General features: G+C 53.4%; 18 protein-coding genes. 5 read left to right on the top strand and 13 right to left on the bottom strand.

What is annotated here, in order from left to right; all coding sequences use genetic code 11:
* Positions 1 to 33: 33 nt before the first annotated feature.
* The 9 genes from ACEQ15_RS05015 to ACEQ15_RS04975 all read right to left on the bottom strand — a co-directional run bounded on the left by ACEQ15_RS05015 (position 34) and on the right by ACEQ15_RS04975 (position 7554).
* Positions 34 to 1494, bottom strand: coding sequence for a 2-hydroxymuconic semialdehyde dehydrogenase (locus ACEQ15_RS05015; protein WP_370277991.1), 1461 nt, complete (start codon positions 1492 to 1494; stop codon positions 34 to 36).
* 117 nt (positions 1495 to 1611) lie between these two features.
* On the bottom strand, positions 1612 to 2535 hold the full coding sequence (locus ACEQ15_RS05010; RefSeq protein ID WP_370277990.1) for a catechol 2,3-dioxygenase: 924 nt from the start codon (positions 2533 to 2535) through the stop codon (positions 1612 to 1614).
* A gap of 19 nt (positions 2536 to 2554) precedes the next feature.
* Complete coding sequence (locus tag ACEQ15_RS05005) at positions 2555 to 2890, bottom strand: 2Fe-2S iron-sulfur cluster-binding protein (RefSeq protein ID WP_370277989.1); 336 nt, start codon at positions 2888 to 2890, stop codon at positions 2555 to 2557.
* A gap of 16 nt (positions 2891 to 2906) precedes the next feature.
* A complete protein-coding gene (locus tag ACEQ15_RS05000) occupies positions 2907 to 3968 on the bottom strand; it encodes an NADH:ubiquinone reductase (Na(+)-transporting) subunit F (RefSeq protein WP_370277988.1) in 1062 nt (353 codons plus the stop codon).
* A gap of 19 nt (positions 3969 to 3987) precedes the next feature.
* Positions 3988 to 4350, bottom strand: a complete 363-nt coding sequence (locus ACEQ15_RS04995) for a phenol hydroxylase subunit P4 (protein WP_370277987.1) — start codon at positions 4348 to 4350, stop codon at positions 3988 to 3990.
* 71 nt (positions 4351 to 4421) lie between these two features.
* The gene (locus ACEQ15_RS04990) at positions 4422 to 5924 is read right to left on the bottom strand and encodes an aromatic/alkene/methane monooxygenase hydroxylase/oxygenase subunit alpha (protein ID WP_370277986.1); all 1503 of its coding nucleotides are present in this window, start codon (positions 5922 to 5924) and stop codon (positions 4422 to 4424) included.
* 17 nt (positions 5925 to 5941) lie between these two features.
* Complete coding sequence (locus ACEQ15_RS04985) at positions 5942 to 6211, bottom strand: MmoB/DmpM family protein (protein WP_370277985.1); 270 nt, start codon at positions 6209 to 6211, stop codon at positions 5942 to 5944.
* An 11-nt stretch (positions 6212 to 6222) separates the two neighbouring features.
* A complete protein-coding gene (locus tag ACEQ15_RS04980) occupies positions 6223 to 7209 on the bottom strand; it encodes an aromatic/alkene monooxygenase hydroxylase subunit beta (RefSeq protein ID WP_370277984.1) in 987 nt (328 codons plus the stop codon).
* 30 nt (positions 7210 to 7239) lie between these two features.
* Positions 7240 to 7554 carry a phenol hydroxylase subunit gene (locus tag ACEQ15_RS04975; RefSeq protein WP_282351017.1) on the bottom strand — a complete coding sequence of 105 codons (315 nt, stop codon included), beginning with the start codon at positions 7552 to 7554 and terminating at the stop codon, positions 7240 to 7242.
* Between the two features lie 427 nt (positions 7555 to 7981).
* Between ACEQ15_RS04975 and ACEQ15_RS04970 the strand changes: the two genes are divergently transcribed.
* The 4 genes from ACEQ15_RS04970 (at position 7982) to ACEQ15_RS04955 (ending at position 13778) form a co-directional block, all read left to right on the top strand.
* A complete protein-coding gene (locus ACEQ15_RS04970) occupies positions 7982 to 9697 on the top strand; it encodes a sigma 54-interacting transcriptional regulator (protein WP_370277983.1) in 1716 nt (571 codons plus the stop codon).
* A gap of 82 nt (positions 9698 to 9779) precedes the next feature.
* Entirely contained in the window at positions 9780 to 10493 is a 714-nt protein-coding gene (locus ACEQ15_RS04965; RefSeq protein WP_370277982.1) for a 16S rRNA (uracil(1498)-N(3))-methyltransferase, read from the top strand.
* Between the two features lie 213 nt (positions 10494 to 10706).
* On the top strand, positions 10707 to 11729 hold the full coding sequence (locus tag ACEQ15_RS04960) for a Fe(3+) ABC transporter substrate-binding protein (protein WP_370277981.1): 1023 nt from the start codon (positions 10707 to 10709) through the stop codon (positions 11727 to 11729).
* 369 nt (positions 11730 to 12098) lie between these two features.
* Positions 12099 to 13778 (top strand): ABC transporter permease, encoded by a 1680-nt coding sequence (locus ACEQ15_RS04955; protein WP_370277980.1) that lies wholly within the window; start codon positions 12099 to 12101, stop codon positions 13776 to 13778.
* Between the two features lie 144 nt (positions 13779 to 13922).
* Here ACEQ15_RS04955 and ACEQ15_RS04950 read toward each other — a convergent pair whose 3' ends face one another.
* Entirely contained in the window at positions 13923 to 14957 is a 1035-nt protein-coding gene (locus ACEQ15_RS04950; RefSeq protein WP_370277979.1) for an ABC transporter ATP-binding protein, read from the bottom strand.
* A gap of 97 nt (positions 14958 to 15054) precedes the next feature.
* The gene (gene ampD / locus ACEQ15_RS04945) at positions 15055 to 15618 is read right to left on the bottom strand and encodes a 1,6-anhydro-N-acetylmuramyl-L-alanine amidase AmpD (RefSeq protein WP_370277977.1); all 564 of its coding nucleotides are present in this window, start codon (positions 15616 to 15618) and stop codon (positions 15055 to 15057) included.
* Positions 15619 to 15693: 75 nt separating this feature from the next.
* Between ampD and nadC the strand changes: the two genes are divergently transcribed.
* The gene (gene nadC / locus ACEQ15_RS04940; protein WP_370277976.1) at positions 15694 to 16533 is read left to right on the top strand and encodes a carboxylating nicotinate-nucleotide diphosphorylase; all 840 of its coding nucleotides are present in this window, start codon (positions 15694 to 15696) and stop codon (positions 16531 to 16533) included.
* A 158-nt stretch (positions 16534 to 16691) separates the two neighbouring features.
* On the opposite strand, the gene ACEQ15_RS04935 is transcribed toward nadC, so the two are convergent.
* Both ACEQ15_RS04935 and ACEQ15_RS04930 read right to left on the bottom strand, forming a co-directional pair.
* Positions 16692 to 17039, bottom strand: coding sequence for a hypothetical protein (locus tag ACEQ15_RS04935; protein WP_370277975.1), 348 nt, complete (start codon positions 17037 to 17039; stop codon positions 16692 to 16694).
* Between the two features lie 135 nt (positions 17040 to 17174).
* Positions 17175 to 17639, bottom strand: a complete 465-nt coding sequence (locus tag ACEQ15_RS04930) for a prepilin-type N-terminal cleavage/methylation domain-containing protein (protein WP_370277974.1) — start codon at positions 17637 to 17639, stop codon at positions 17175 to 17177.
* Positions 17640 to 17641: the final 2 nt, after the last annotated feature.

Raw genomic sequence — 17641 nt, 5'->3', positions numbered from 1 at the left:
TCGACAAGCATTCGATGTTTTCTAAAGGCCGCCTTACAGCTTGATGCAGACGTTCTTCAGTTCGGTGTAAAACTCCAGGCCATGGATACCACCCTCACGGCCAATGCCGGACTGCTTGGCACCACCAAAGGCGGTACGCAGGTCACGCAGGAACCAGCTATTCACCCACACCAAACCCACATCCATGGATTCCGCGACGCGGGTGGCACGGGAGGTGTTTTCAGTCCACACAGTTGCCGCCAGGCCATACTCGGTGTTGTTGGCCAGTTCGATCACTTCCTCTTCGGTATCGAACGGACGGATGTGGCAGCAAGGGCCAAAGATCTCTTCAGTTACGGTGCGGGAGTCGTCAGCTAGGCCGGTCCAGATGGTCGGTTCAACCCAGGCACCGGCGTTCAGCGCTTCCCCCATATCCGGGATACCACCACCGGTTACAACGGTTGCGCCCTCTTCCACCGCCAGGCGGTAGTAGGACAGCACCTTCTCCTTGTGCTCTTGGGAAACCAGTGGCCCGAAGTCCACGTCGGCATCTTCCGGCACACCCAGCTTCAGCTTCTCAGCCCCCTCTTTCAGGCGCTGAACAAACTCTTCAAAGATCGGACGCTCCACGTACACACGCTCAGTACCCAGGCAGACCTGACCACAGTTCACAAACGCAGAACGCATGGTGCCTTCGATCGCCTTGTCCATATCACAGTCGGCAAAGACGATGCCCGGGTTCTTACCACCACACTCCATGGAGATATTACGCAGACCCACAGACGCGGCACGCATGATGATCTCGCCAGTTTTGGTTTCACCGGTGAAGGTGATCGCATCCACATCTTTGTGCGCTGTCAGGAATGCACCGGCAGAGTCGCCGCCAAACCCGTGCACCACGTTGTACACACCGGCAGGCACGCCACACTCGTTCATCACTTCACCCAGCAGGGTTGCTGTGGCCGGGGTTTCCTCAGACGGTTTAACTACTACGGCATTGCCACAGGCCAGTGCCGGACCCACCTTGAAGGTCATCAGCAGCAGCGGCAGGTTCCACGGGCTGATTACAGCAACCACACCTTTTGGCTTACGGTGGCCGTAGTTCAGTGCGCCTTGGCCATCCGGCGTATCCAGCTTGAAGGCTTCGGTCGGGTGGTTGGCCAAGGTCTCGGAGAACGCCTTGAAGTTCGCCGCACCACGTGGGATATCGATATGAGAGGCGATCTTGCGTGGTTTACCGGTGTCCTTACACTCGGCGTCCAGGAACTCCTCGAAACGCTCATTGATACGATCCGCAACACGGTTCAGCAGCTCGATACGTGCAGCCTGGGTCATCTTGCCCCAAGGTCCGTTCATGGCAGCCTTGGCAGCCGCAACCGCGGCATCCACTTCAGGTTCACCGGCTTCGTGAACCATGCCGATCAGGCTGTTATCAACAGGGTTACGGTTTTCGAAAGACTTACCGTTGGCAGAGCTGACAAACTCCCCGTTGATAAAGTGCTTAAACTCTTTCATTTGAAACTCTCATTCAGATGGCTATCTGGCTATTCACTGGTCTGTGCACAACTCGGCTTTGCCCGGCAACGGCAAAGCCCACGCCAGCTCCAGCCGACGCGGGAAGTGCAACCAGGATCAGGTCAGTACTGTCAGGAATCGATCGTTGAGGGCACGATCGTGGTAGAAGATCGCCTTACCCAGCTCATCAGCGGTCCAGGTCACGGGTTCATGATCCGGGTAGTGATAGTCGCCACCGCAGAACACTTCGGAACGGTTACCGGATGGATCGAAGAAGTAGATGGTTTTACCGTGGGTCAGACCGTGGCGGGTCGGGCCGATATCCAGGGATACGTCTTCCATGGAGATCAGGTCAGCTGCGCGCAGCACGTCTTCCCAGGTATCCAGGAAGAATGAGGCATGGTGCAGTTTGCCCGGCTCAGGACATTCGATAAACGCAACATCGTGAGCTTTCATACCTACTGTCAGGAATAGCGCAGGACGCTTGCCTTCATCGTCAATCACCTGCTCAGCGATATCGAAACCGAGAACTTCCTGGAACATTTTCACTGTGCCTTCGATATTCGGGCCGTACAGCAGACAGTGGTCGAAACGGGTCGCCTTCATGCCTTTCAGGTCACGCGGCCAGGCTTCCGGGTTAACATTTTTTACACCCCATTTGCCGGTCTGCTCTTTCTCGGCGTAGATCTCGAACATGTGTCCGGTTGGAGAATCAAAACGCACGCGACGGCCACAACCGTTCAGTTCACCGGCCGGGATCTCTTCCACCTGGCAACCGTACTCTTTCAGCTCCTGTTCCAGCTGTTCCAGTACCTGATTGTTCAGCACCTTGTAGCCGACAAAGTCCATGCCTGGTTCATCCGCTTCACGCAGCACCACAGAGAACTTATCCACCTCGGTCCAACCTTTCAGGTAGACACGGCCCTGACTGTCGGTTTCGACTTCAATCAGGCCCAGCAGATCACGGTAGTGTTCCAGAGCTTCTTTCATATCCAGCACGCGCAGCTGGATGTGACCTGGGCGCATTACACCTTTTTTCATCTCATTGTCCTCGGTTTTATTATTTTGATTGTCTAGTTGCCGGTTCGTAGTGGTCAGACTCGATCACCATCTCGCTGCGGGGGAAGATGCGGCACGCCAGGGCGTAACCGCTGCTTTCCTCTGCTTCGGAGATATGTGCACGGCTCATCCGCTTGCGCTCGTACTCCCCTTGGAGGACACGAATCTTGCAAACGCCGCAGCCGCCACCACGACAACCGATATCGATGGCATGGGCACCGCGGCGCTCCATGCCCACCAGCAAGGTTTTATCTTCACGGCATTGGTATTCCTCGTTGCGGTTCACCACCTGAACGCGATGAACCTGGATATCCGCTGCCGTTGTCTGAGTGCTCATCTGTCACAACTCGTTATCAGATGCGCTTAAACAACGCAGAACGGGTCTGTTCTTCCGCACCATCTGCGGCGGTGACAAAACGTTCCATGTGGATATCACGTTCGAACAGACGCCCTTGCATCAGGGTGGTGATCGCCGCATCAATCATCGGAGGCGGTCCACACAGGTACGCTTTGTGACCGCTGAATTTGTTATCGAAGTGATCTTTCGCCGCTTCATGCACGAAGCCGGTAAAACCTTCCCAATTATCATCCTCAGTTGGTTCGTTCAGCGCCGGGATGTAATGGAAGTTGTCGTGCTCCGCCGCTAGGCGTTCAAAGATCTCGCGGTTATAAAGTTCAGCCACGTTGCGCGCGCCCTGGAGCAGGTAGATCTGGCGGCTATCGCCCTCTTCCAGCAGCTCCAGAATCATCGACTGCGGACTGGAAAGACCGGATCCACCAGCGATAAAGATCGCACCCTGATCGTCAGACTTACGGGTGAAGAACTGACCGTAGGGACCAGACACATCCAGGGTGTCACCCACCTGCAGCTGTTCATGCAGATAGGTAGTACCGGCGCCGCCTGGCACCAGACGCACATGCAGCTCCAGCGTTTTGCTGTCGGACGGTTTGTTGGCGATGGAGAACGCACGGGTGCCTTCAACGCCTGGAATATGCAGATTGATGTACTGACCCGCCTGGAACTCCATCTCGTCATCCAGCTCGAAGAAGAATCCCTTGATGGTTGGCGACAGGTCACGGATCTCGGTCACAGTACCGACAAAGTCGCGCACCGGGTGACCGGCAAAGTCAGGATCCACATCGATATCCGCTTCGATGGTCACGTCAGATTCCGGCATGGCACAGCAAGCCAGCACCACACCGTCGTCACGTTCGGATTCCATCAGTGCGAACGGGGAAGCTTCCCCCACATCCACATCACCGTCGGTCACGGTGCATTTACAGGTGCCACAGGTGCCGTGACCACATGCGAATGGCAGCCACACGCCCTGACGCAGTGCAGCGTCCAGGATGGTCTGGCCCTCATCGACCTCAATCACTTCACCGGTCGGTTCTACGGTTACTTCGTAAGTCATAACTGGTTACCTCCCGCGATCAGACGCCCGCACCCTGATAACCCTTCAGGTCAGGGGTGCTGAAACGCAGTACGGATTTGTGGTTAATGCCCTGATCTTTCAGCGCCACATCCGCCTGTGGCGTGAATGGATTTCCATCCAGCATCCAGCTCACTTTTTCCCAATCGATCTGTTCATATTCCGGATGCAGACTGAAGGTTTCCGGCATCACTTGCGTACGCAGCGCTTCGAATGTCATCTCCGGCGGGAGTGGATAAGCAAACGGTGCGCAAAACATCAGGTGGTGATCCCACCCCACGTACACCACTTGGTTGCCACCAAAATTCTCTACTTTGTCGAGTACTTCGCCTTTGTAATCAGGCGTAATTGCTTTAACAGCCATGGTCGTTCCTCACTTCGGTCAGGACGCGGGACAAACCCACCGCGTCCGCCTGTTGTTGTTCTTGTTTTGGCTTATGCCACGCCTTTCCACTGCTTCCAGCGCTGCTCGTCCGGCGAGCCCTTCATATCCATGTTGTCGGTGCCAACATTCATGTGATAGAAGTCGCTCAGGATGTCGCCCACGTCCGGACCACCACAGTTACCCTGGAAGATCTGGTGTACCGGCAACCAGGACTGAACGAACTTCTCAGGTTCATCCTCGAAGATGTCCTTACAGCCGTCGGAGCAGAAGTGGTAACGATCGCCGTTGTACTCTGTGTCGCGGTAGGAAGTCTGAGTCGGATCGTCCATCTCGGTGAACAGCATCGGGATCTGACAGGTGGTGCACAGCTGCGGCAGGCCTTTGGTGTAGAAACGTTCACCCTTGGCTTCCATCTCCTTCGCCAGCTCCCAACGTGGGCGGTAGTACTTGTCGAAGGTTTCCGGGTATTTCTCGGACAGCCAGTCCAGCTCTTCGTCGGTTGGAATCCAGGTGTGGAAACCTGCCGCGTGGCCGTGGGTGTAGAAAGTCCACCATGCCTGGTGAGAGATATGCTCTTTCTCTTTCTCGATAATGTCGGAGTACTTCGGCATACGGATGCCGTAACGGGCCAGGTCCTTAAACAGGGCGCCACCCGCTTCCTCGAAGTACACTTCCCAGGCTTCCTTCCAGGACATCACCTTGTTTGGCAGCATGTAGTCCATCATCATCGCCACGATGGTCAGCAGGCGGGAACCACGCCAGAACCACTTGTCGATCCACTTCTGTACGATCTCGACGTTGTCTTCGTGCTGTTCCAACAGGAACTTGATCACTTCCAGACCCAGAGTCATGTGACGCGCTTCGTCAGACTGCGCAGAGAAACCGAAGGTTACGGTTGCCATGTCGCCGTTGTGCGCCGCACCGGACATAAACGGTACGAACAGCAAGTTGGTCAGCACGTATTCGAAGGAGAATCCGATCGCGATCATGAACTCGAACGGACCCGCGGTACGTGCATCGTTGAAGAAGGACTTCGGTACGGACAGGTACCACACACGGTCGTGCATGTGGCTGTATTCCTGGAAGCCGTCGAAGAACTTGTTGAAGTGACTCATCGCGTGGATCTGCGTCTGCACGTGACGCAGCTCATCCAGCGACTGCATCTGGCACGCCACTCTGGCACCCACGCCGCCAAACTGACGGCCGGTGTGGGCAAAGCCCTGGTACGCCTGATACTCCAGCGGAGATACACCGGTCAGGAAGATCTTGATCGCATTGATGTAACGCGGATCAGAGACGTTCAGGTGTGCGTTGTTCTGTGCAAAGGCATCGAAGATCGCGTAGAGCTTTTTCTCTTTCTCAGCCTGGTACTTCCAGTAGGCATCCATGGTCAGGCGGAACGGGTCTTCCCACTTGGACCAATCGGTAATTTTGATGCCTTCGAAATCTTCGTAAGGGAACGCTTCTTTACGATCGGCGTAGGAATACTCCCAGTCCAGATCGCGGGTCAAAAGACGGTATTTGTCTTTAATGTTGAGTTTCTTAGCTGCCATGATTCGTTACCTTATTCTTATTCGTTCCAGTGCAGAGACAGGGAGTCGTCGTCTTCATCAACGTTGCCGCCCAGCGTGATCAGGTTGACGTGCAGCTCCTGCACATCCCAGTCTCGGCCCATCTTGTCTTCGACGGTTTCGCGGTTAACGGTCAGACGACCTTCGTTTTCAATGCGGATCATTGCCGGCATGTGGATAACGGTCACATCCGGGTTATCTTCTTCAATTGCTTCAACGATGTAGCGGGATTCGTCGTTATCCTGCAGAGCGATGTAAACCTTTGACATTGCGTATCTCCTTACTTGAACAGGCCAGCTTTGGTCAGACGCTTGTCCAGTGCTGCAACGGCTTTATCCATCGCTTCAGCATCCAGCATCTCTTCTGCCAGTGGTTTCAGTGCGGCTACAGCTTTCGCTTTCCAGCTGGTTACCCAACCTTCCAACAGCGCTTTGTTGTCTGCGGATTCAACCGCCGCGGTTTTCAGCACAGCATCCGCCCAGCGGGTGTTGTCCTTGCTCCACAGCTGCATAAACTCGGTCAGCATGCCGATATCCTGGCCGCCGTTGTCCGCCAGCCATGCGTCGTACTGGTTGTAAACCAGGTCATACATCAGCGCGTCCATCACCACGTCCTGCGCGATAAACAACTCGAACCAGTCTTTGGTCACAGTGGTTTCTTCACACAGTGCACGCACGCCCTGCCAGATCTCTTCGCTCATCCAGTAGGACTTGGCTTCACCCAGCGCATCGCCGGTGTTGCCGTCGAGGATCAGGCCGATGCGGGACAGGTACTGGGCAATGCCCAGACGGTCCATGCCGTCATACAGGAACGCCTGGGTAATGGCGGTGCCATAGCCCTGGGAGGAGCTGTACATGTTGTTCAGGTTGGCGGTGTGTTCGAAGTGACGCAGAGGGACCAGGTAACGGATCACCTGTTGCTGCAGGTCGTCACTCAGCAGGCGTTTCAAGTCGCGCTTTTCGAAGAAGGCGTAGTTGCTCTCAGCCACTTCCTGCATCTTCGCGCGCTGCTGCACATAAGCGCCGTAGTAGAACTGGCGCGGATCCTTGAAGGCGTACCAGTCTTCCATCACCAGCGCAGTGCGGCGCGGGTCGTTCAGCTCCATCTCCGGTTGCCACAGCGGGCGGTAGTGGAAGTATTTTTCGGACTGAACGTCGTAGGTTGCTTCCTGGTAACGCGTTGCGGGCTTGTCACCAAAACGACGCTCGATATGAGCGAAGGTGTTACGTACCGGCTCTAGCGTCGCGGTTTTGATTTCAATACTCATCGGACATATTCCAGCTTGGTCAGATTATTTTTATTCAGATGCGTAATGTTCGTGGTTATGAGACATCAGGGTGTCCTCGCCGTAGCGCCACTTCTCCATCTCGGCATCGACCTCAGCCATCTGCTCGTTGGTCATGTGCACCACGTCGTTCACTTTGCAAAAGTGCTCGAACGCGCCCTGCGGCATGATCAACTCCACGAACAGACTCGGATCACCAATTGCGAAGTCGAACTCCACGAATCGGGCATCCTGAGGACTACGGACCCTGATGTACTTGGTTAAGCGCTCAAATTTCGGCTTACTCGGATCACTCGACCGGGTATCCAGATTTATCACCTCAGCCATTTCGCCCCCTGCTTGTTTTTCTGATTCAGGTCACTGGGTCTAGAGCAACCGCTGTGCCAGATTTAAATAAAGAAACCGAAAAGAAGCAGAACCAAGCTCGTAACACATTGTTTTAAAAGAAATAAAAAAACAGACCGATCAAACCACTAAACAAAGATCGAATACTTTTTCACCAAAAAGGCCTTGACGAAGGGGAGGGAAAAGATGATGAAATGATTAAAAGGATCAAAAAAAATTGATGATTTGATCAGGAGATCAATCTCCATTTGAGCAACTCATCAACCCTGAATTTGATCTTTTCAGACCGCTTTGGCGGGGGGATTGGGGAGGAGTCCAAGAGCTCCGGACAACAAGCAGCACCAACCAAACATTTAAGCGACATTAGCAACAAATAACCGCTTGATAATAACAATAAAGGCGAAATCTCATGAGCAACCCGGCTCAACCAAAACTACCGGAATCAAAGGACCTGATTTCGCAAATTCACTTTGCCAGTGAGGACGGCAAAATCTGGTTTAACGAGCAGCGCATGCTGCTAATCCACTCGGCGGTGATGGGGTCACTGCGAAAGGAACTGATCGAAACCTTAGGCGTAGAACGCACCCGCGGTTTCCTGATGCGTTTCGGCTATTACTCCGGTCTAAAAGATGCCGAAATGGCACACAAGATCCGACCGGACTTCACCACACAGGAAGCCTTTCTGGCCGGGCCCCAGTTGCACAACATCAAGGGGATGGTGAGGGTTGTTCCCAAGGAACTGCGCTTCGATATAGAGTCTGGCAGCTTCCATGGTGAATTCGACTGGTATGATTCCTACGAGTCCGAAGTCCATCTGGCCGAGTATGGCCGTTCAGATGATCCCATCTGCTGGACGCTGATCGGTTACGCCAGCGGCTTTGCTACCTATTACATGGGCCGCAAAATCATCTTCAAGGAAACCCAGTGCAGTGGCTGCGGCGCAGATCATTGCCATATCGTAGGCAAGCCCGCCGAAGAGTGGGAAGACCAGGAAGAGCTGGAACGCGCGCTATTACCTGATCCAATTATCGAAGAACTGTTCGCCCTGCAACATCAGGTCTCCACCCTGCAGGAACAGTTCCGTACCCCGGAAGAGGAGCAAGACCTGCTCTTCAATTCTGTAGGCCGCTCCGGCGGCTTTAAGAATGTCTGTCAGCTGATCACCAAAGCCTCCAAGAGCAAAGTCACCGTTCTACTATTAGGCGAAACTGGGGTCGGTAAAGAGGTGGTTGCCAAAGGCCTGCATCAGAGCAGTGATCGCTGCGACGGCCAGTTTGTGGCTGTGAACTGTGCCTGTATCCCACCTGACCTGATCGAAGCGGAACTGTTTGGTGTCGAGAAAGGGGCTTACACCGGCGCCACCCAATCCCGCGAAGGTAAATTCGAGCGCGCCCATAAAGGCACTATCTTTTTGGACGAGGTGATCGAACTCTCTCCACGTGCTCAGGCCACTCTACTGCGCGTACTGCAGGAAGGTGAATTGGAACGCGTAGGCGACAACCGTCTACGCCGCATCGATGTGCGCGTGGTTGCCGCCACCAACGAAGATCTGGAGCAGGCCGTCAAAGAGGGGCGCTTCCGTGCCGATCTGTTCTATCGCCTTAACGTCTACCCGGTACATATCCCACCGCTACGTGACCGTACCGAAGATATTCCGCTGCTGATCGAACACTTCCTAGAGAAGTACCACACCCTCTACAACAAACGCACCATGGGTGTTACCGATAAAGCCCTGCAGGCGCTGTTGATGTACAAGTGGCCGGGGAACATTCGTGAACTGGAAAACATGATTGAGCGTGGCGTGATCCTTACCGACAACAACCACAGCATCGATCTCGAGAGTTTCTTCCCGTCGCTGGCAGAACCGACCCATCCTTTAAATGTCATCAATGGACACGGTTTGTTAGATAAGAAGGAGGACGATTCTGGCGTTAATCTCACAGATGACAATTGGATGGATAACCTGTTGGGTGAAGAATTCAGCATCGAGAACCTGGAACACGATCTGATCAAACGTGCTATGAACCAGACCGGAGGCAACGTTTCGAAAGCTGCGCGTCTGCTGGGCCTAACCCGCCCTGCACTGGCATATCGTCTGAAGAAGCTCGACGCCGACGAAGCCTAAATCATCCACTTATCCACTGTTTGGTGAGCGGGGCGCACTGCTATACAATGCGCCCTTTATCGCCAACCAACAGTGCCCTCCAATGAACCTGATCCTGCTCTACACCAGCGATTTTATCGACGAACAGACCGTAGCGATCAGCGACCGTCGATTTCACCATATCCGCGGTGTCCATCAGACGGAGCCCGGTGAGATACTCAAGGTGGGGTTACTTGATGGTGAGCGTGGCACCGGTGAGGTCATCAGCCTGAGCGAGAGCGAAATCCGATTGCGCGTCACGCTGGATCGTGCGGCGCCCACGCCTTTGCCCCTTAAACTGGTCCTGGCGCTGCCCCGTCCAAAGATGATGAAACGCACCCTGCAAACCGTCTCGGCGATGGGTGCCAAAGAGATCTACCTGATCAACTCCTACCGTGTGGATAAGAGTTACTGGTCCAGCCCTCTGCTGCAGCCGGAGAAGATCCGCGAACAGTTGTTGCTCGGCCTTGAGCAGGCCGGTGATACCGTCATGCCTGAGGTCCACTTGCGCAAACGCTTCAAGCCGTTTGTAGAAGACGAGCTTCCGGCGATCTCCCAGGACACCCGCGCTTTGGTTGCCCATCCATATCATGCTGAGCCCTGCCCGGCAGAATCCGCAGAACCAACCACCCTCGCCATCGGCCCGGAAGGTGGCTTTATTGCCTACGAAGTCGAGAAACTGAAAGAGTGCGGCTTTACCGCCATCCATATCGGCGAGCGCATCCTGCGTGTAGAAAACGCGGTGCCGGTGCTGCTGGCCCGGTTATTCCCACTCTAAATAGCAATATAAATAGCCCGAAGCCCCGCCAATTTCCCTTGCCGTAATCCTTGACCGATCTCTATACGGGAAAAGGATTTTAGACTCGTTGACATAGGTCATCTCGACGTTAGCAATATTGATAATAATTTGCGTTAACACTTGACATTCCACACCTAGAAAACAAGAATAATTCGCATTAGCAGAAATATTTAATCAGGTTCAGATACGTCGATGAAAAAGATCCTCTCCGCTGTAGCATTGTCCGCTATTTTCGCAGCACCTGTGGCGCAGGCAGCCGACGAAGTAAATATCTACTCCTTCCGTCAGGCCTTCCTGATCAAACCACTGCTGGAAGCATTCACTGAAGAGACCGGCATCAAAGCAAACGTTGTCTTCTCCAAGAAAGGTCTGCTGGAACGTATCGAACACGAAGGCAAAAACTCCCCGGCTGACGTGCTGCTGACCTCCGACATCGGTCCACTGTACGACGCAGTTGAAAAAGGACTGCTGCAGCCGATCCAGAGCGACGTGCTGAACAGCAACATCCCGGCTAAATACCGTGCGACTGATGGTCAGTGGTACGGCCTGACATCCCGCTCCCGTATCATCTACGCGTCCAAAGACCGTGTGAAAGAGGGCGAGATCAGCAGCTACGAAGATCTGGCAGATCCAAAATGGAAAGGCCGTATCTGTACCCGCAGTGGTAAGCACACCTACAACCTATCTCTGATCGGATCTATGGTTGCCGAACACGGCGAAGCGGAAGCTCAGCAGTGGCTGACATCCGTTAAAGGCAACCTGGCACGTCGCCCACAGGGTAACGACCGTGCACAGGTTAAAGCAGTTAAACAGGGTGAATGTGACCTGGCGCTGGGTAACTCCTACTACTTCGGCAAGATGATCACCAACGACAAGAAGCCGGAACAGATTGAATGGGCACAGTCCGTTAACCTGATCTTCCCGAACCAGGATAACCGCGGTGCGCACATGAACATCTCCGGTGCCGGCGTAACCAAGTACGCTCCGCACAAAGATGCTGCAATTAAACTGATCGAGTTCCTGAGCTCTGAAAAAGCACAGCAGATGTACGCTGAAGTGAACTTCGAATTCCCGGTTCGTGAGGGTACACCACGCTCCGAACTGATCAACAAATACATGGGTGAGTTCAAAGAAGATGGCATCAACCTGCAGCGCGTAGCTGAACTGCGCTCCACTGCAGCCAAGATGGTCGACAAGGTTGGTTTCGATAACTAAGGAGCCTTCGAACAAGTCCGAAACGACTCTGGCTTGAAGGGCGATTCGAGGTCAAGGCAGCGATTACAGCCATACTGGTTGTCTGGCGAAAATCGCTAACGAAGAGATCGGGTCGCCCTTCAAGCCCCGAAGGGCGGCCGCTAAAACAGCTTTCTGCTTTGTCAGGCAGCTTGGAAAGGACCAGTCATACCACTGCACTGCCTTTCGCGCATAAAACTGTTTTATCGGCCGCAGAGAAAGTCTCGGACTTATTCGCAGGCTCCCGACTTCGTAGAATCAGGCAGTTAGCGCTGCCTGAACCACTCGACTTTGTATCTCACTAACGGTAGTCTGCGCGGCTACCGTTTTGTCGTTTTAAGGATTAAGGATTTGAACGCAAGGCTCGACGCCGAAATCAACACCAATATCAGTAACCCAACCGGTCTCTGGCGCTGGTTTGGTTCTACCTGGTTGGTTGCGCTGCTGGTCGCCCTGCCTGTCCTTTCCGTGTTCTATCTTGCCCTTTTCCCCAAGGAAAACATCTGGTCTCACCTCGCTGAAACCGTTCTCCCAGTTTACGTTATCACCACATTGGAATTGATGGTCGGCGTGGGCGCTTTGGCCGTCGCCACCGGCGTGGTCACCGCCTGGCTGGTGACCATGTGCCGCTTCCCCGGCAAGAAGTATTTTGAATGGGCGCTGATGCTGCCCTTTGCCGTCCCCGCCTACGTCATCGCTTACGTTTATACCGACCTGCTGGAATACGCAGGCCCCGTACAAACCACTTTGCGTGAGTTTTTCGGCTGGCAAACCGCAAGGGATTACTGGTTCCCTGAGATCCGCAGCCTGGGGGGCGCGATCCTGATGCTGGCCTTTGTGCTGTATCCGTACGTGTATCTGCTGGTGCGTGCCTCTTTCCTGGAGCAATCCAACAGCCTGCGAGATGCCAGCCGTCTGCTGGGCTGCAGTCCGCTGCAAAGTTTCCTCCGTATCTCGCTGCCTATTGCCCGTCCTGCGGTGGCGGTTGGTCTGGCGTTGGTATCGATGGAGACCATCAACGACTTCGGTACTGTGGATTTCTTCGCCGTCAAAAGCATGAGCGCAGGCATCTACGATACCTGGCTGAACATGGGCAACCTGGGTGGTTCTGCACAGATCGCCAGCCTGATGATGTTCTTCGTGGTGACACTGATCCTACTGGAGCGTCTGGCACGCGCACGCCAGAAACAGTTCAACAGCAGCGACCGTTTTAAGGCGATCGACACCTATAAACTCACCGGTTGGAAAGCGGCCTTCGCCTGGTCTGTCTGTGCGCTGCCAATTCTGTTGGGCTTCCTGATTCCAGTACTTATCCTGGGCAGCTACGCGATTCAGCATCTTGATCAGCTCGATCAGGAGGACTTCCTCACCTACGCCGGTAACAGTTTCTTCCTGTCGGCAGCCGCTGCACTGATCACCATCCTAATCGCCCTGCTGCTGGCCTACAGTAAACGCCTCTACCGCTATAAGAGCCTGACCGCAGCTGCAAACTTCGCCAGCCTGGGTTACGCCATGCCGGGTGCAGTACTGGCCATCGGTGTAATCATCCCACTGGCCGCGTTTGATAACGTGGTCGACGACTTCATGCGCAGCACCTTTGATATATCCACAGGTCTGCTGCTGAGTGGCACCACTTTCGCGATTATCTTCGCATACTCCGTACGCTTCCTGGCGGTATCTACCGGCGCGGTGGAATCCAGTCTGAACAAGATCACCCCAACTATGGATATGGCATCCCGTTCGCTGGGCCTGAATCCACTGCAAACCCTGATGCGTGTGCACCTTCCACTGATCAAAGGTGGCATTGTTTCGGCTGGTTTGGTGGTGTTTGTGGATTGTATGAAGGAGCTGCCTGCGACGCTGATTCTGCGCCCGTTTAACTACGATACGCTGGCAACTTTTGTGTATCAGTTTGCATCAGACGAGATGCTGGAGGAGTGTTCTCTGGCAGCTCTGCTGATCGTTGCGGTGGGGATTATTCCGGTGATTCTGCTTACCCGCACCATTACGTCTACGCGGGAAGAGAGCTAAGGCGCTTTTGTAGGTTGGCCACCGCAACGCGGTGCCCAACGAATTCCTTAAATGGCATATTGCACTGTAGGGTCGGCTTTAGCCGACCGGTAGGCTGAAGGCCTACCCTACAACCACTACGCCATAAGCATCGAATCCTGATGATTAAAAAACAATCGGCTTGTGCACGGATACTTCAACACCCACCGTGTCACCCGTGTCGATCTTGAGGGGCTCACGCGCCATTGCTTCGATATTGCGACCGTTATTCAGCTGCAATTGGTAGCGTGTAGCGTCGCCCAGGAATTCAAAGGATCTCACGGACGCTGTTTTGCCACCTACAACGGGTTTCAGGTCATTAGGGCGAATAAACAGACTGATCTCATCACCCGCTGTTGCACAACACGGTTCAGCAAATTCCAGCGTACCCAGCTCTGTCTCAACGCAGAACTCGTTCAGGCAACGGCCGCTAAACAGCTCACCTTTGCCTACAAAACCCGCGACCATAGCGTTCACTGGGTGATGGTATAGCTCCTGCGGTGAGCCCCACTGCTGCAGCTCACCATCCGCCAGAATGCCTACCTTATCGCCAATTGCAAAGGCTTCCTGTTGATCGTGGGTTACCACAATCGCAGCGATGCCCTGCTGCTTGAGGATATCTTTCACTTCCAACGACAGCTGCTGGCGCAGGTCGGTATCGAGGTTAGAGAAAGGTTCGTCCATCAACAACAGCTTAGGCTGAGGAGCCAAAGCTCGCGCCAATGCTACACGCTGCTGCTGTCCGCCAGACAGCTCGTGTGGATAACGTTTGGAGAGATCCGGCAAGCGTACCAGATCCAGCATCTCAACAATTCGCTGCTTCTGGTTTCTGCCAGCGGTTTTACCAAGACCGAAGCGAATGTTCTCACCAACGGTCAGGTGCGGAAACAGCGCATAGTCTTGAAACACCATGCCCATGCCACGCTTTTCAGGCACCAGTGTGAACTCTGCGGAGGAGATCGTTTTTCCTTCCAGGCTGATCTCACCACCGAATACAGGACTGAATCCCGCAACGGCACGCAGTACCGTGGTTTTACCACAACCACTTGGCCCCAGAAGACACGCAATTTCACCCTCTCCTACTGAAAAATCCAGGGAGCTGACAATCACCTGATTCTGATATCCACAGCTCAGTGAGCGTACATCCAGCAGAGAACTCATGGGTGTTAACCGGCCTTCAATAAAAACGACACAAATTAGAGGGAGAAGAATTATAAATGAAAACTATTATCGATCACATAGTGATCTTTGCCGCAGGTCACTGTTGCTGCCCTATACCTTCACGAAATCGCAGCCAGTCAAAGCAAGGACCTGGATCGGTTTTACGCCCCGGTGCGATATCAGAATGGCCGGCAATCCGATCACTCTTGATCTCAGGATAGGCCAACTGAATTGCCTGAGTCAGTTCAGCCAGGACAACATACTGGGTATCAGTGAAGGGCTGATCGTCCGTGCCTTCAAGCTCAATACCTATTGAGAAGTCATTGCACTGGTCACGCCCATCAAACTGAGATAAGCCCGCATGCCAGGCACGTGCATTGAGATTCACAAACTGAGTGACTACACCGTCGCGCGCAATTAACAAGTGAGCAGAGACCTGCAGATCTTTAATCTCAGCAAAATACGGGTGTTCATCCACCGGCAATTGGTTCTGGAAGAAACGCTCTACATATCCGCCACCGAACTGCCCCGGTGGTAAACTGATGTTATGCAGCACCAACAGTGAAACCGTTTCGTTTTCAGGCCGGTCATTAAAGTTTGGTGAAGGCACCTGCAGCGCCCCACTTACAACGCCCGAATCAATTGAAAACTTCTGTTTCATCCCTATTCGCCTACATATGTTTTCGTTAGAATTGGTGCCCATCTTATCACTAATCAACCTGATCACCGGCACGCTATGCTATTGCGCGAAGAACTTGAGAAAGATATTCAGATTACCGTCACCAATGCCCTGAACGAAGACATTGGCGCTGGGGATATTACCGCCCAACTGATCCCTGCTGAAAACGAAGCAACCGCGCGTATTATCAGCCGCCAGACAGCGGTGGTATGTGGCACAGACTGGGTGAACGAAGTTTTTCGCCAGGTCGATCCAGAGCTAAAGCTGGACTGGCAGGTAAAAGATGGCGATCTGGTTGAACGTGACCAGGTACTGTTTACCGTAACAGGTTCTGCCCGCAACATGCTCACCGCCGAGCGTACCGCGCTGAACTTCCTTCAGACCCTGTCCGGCACAGCAACCACCAGCTACAACTACTCTCAAAAGGTAGCAGGTACCGGCGTTAAGCTGCTGGATACCCGTAAAACCATTCCAGGCCTGCGTACCGCTCAGAAATACGCGGTAACCTGCGGCGGTTGCTTCAACCACCGTATCGGTCTGTACGACGCGTTCCTGATCAAGGAAAACCACATTATGGGTTGTGGTGGTATCGAAGCAGCCATTCAGACAGCACAGAGCAACGAGCCTGGTAAACCGGTCGAGATTGAAGTGGAAACCTTTGAAGAGCTGCAGGCCGCGCTGATTGCAGGTGCGGATATCATCATGTTGGACAACTTCACACTGGAAGAGATGCGTGAAGCGGTTGAGATGGTAGCAGGTAAGGCAAAGCTGGAAGCATCCGGCAATATTACTGATGCAACTCTGCGCCCGATTGCAGAAACTGGCGTGGACTACATTTCCATCGGTGCCCTGACCAAGCACTGTCAGGCCGTTGACCTTTCCATGCGATTTGTCTAACAACCAGTTCGTGTGACACAACAACCGACCGAATGACCGCCCATCCTGTAGGGTCGGCTCGTCGTCATCGAAGGCGATCAGCCGACCGGCATCCTGAAGGGATGCCCTACAAAATTACCTCGGAAATATTGGTCACCATATAGCGGTGACCAACCTCCTTACAGCTGTTTACAATTGGCTTTCCCGATCAGCGTCCATTCGTCACTCTGCTGAATCTGCAGAATATCGTACGCCTCAACTTTCAGATCAGTCACACCAAACTTCGCCGCAACACTGCAAGCTTTCTTGGCGTCTGCATCGTGGTTGTCCTGCTTTTTCACCACACCAATCGCCAGCAGGCCATCATCTTCCCACCAAACAGGACGGGCTGGGAATTCAGGCAGTTCCAGCAACGCATTTTCAATCTGGCTTTTTACTTCTGGTTCAAGCAAGGTTTTGGTTGAGTTGATATATACAGTCACCGCTACGGATGCAGCGATCAGGAGAATAATAATATTGCGTTTCATAATGCCCGCTAGATCCCTTTAGAATCGGTTAGGGCACCCATAATAACGGATTGGGGGGAGGATGCTAGTTGTGCTTAAGTGGCGTGTGTTTCTGGGAGAGGAATGTTCCCACGCAAAGCGTGGGAACTAAAAAGCTTAGTTACAAATCCCCTCTGCATAGCACTCGGAGTTCGCAGTATCAAGTGCCCAAGTTACACCACCATTAGTTGGTGTACCGTTTAGCACGTAGTTTGCGTCAGTACCATCACCATCAGTATCCAAAGTACTTGTAGCTGTAACAACAAAGCCATCACCAGCAGCATTCGCAGCTAACGCAACTCCAGACACATATGTACCTACAGAAGCCTGGGCACTAGTAACACCAACTTCACCAAGGTTATCACAGCTAGCTACCGTAGCTTTTGTTTGGTAGCAAACCTCTACAGCACTTTTGACGGTACTTGTTGCCAAAGTCACTTCTGAAAACTTTGCTTTGTTCGTATATGTCTGATACGCAGGCAGTGCAATTGCAGCCAAAATACCGATGATCGCCACAACGATCATCAATTCAATCAGGGTAAAACCCTGCTGTTTAGTTTTGATCATTTCTGTTTTTTTCATGT

It is taken from the genome of Pontibacterium sp. (assembly GCF_964228735.1).
Lineage (GTDB): Bacteria > Pseudomonadota > Gammaproteobacteria > Pseudomonadales > Balneatricaceae > Pontibacterium.
This window is presented reverse-complemented; position numbering and strand designations above follow the sequence as displayed.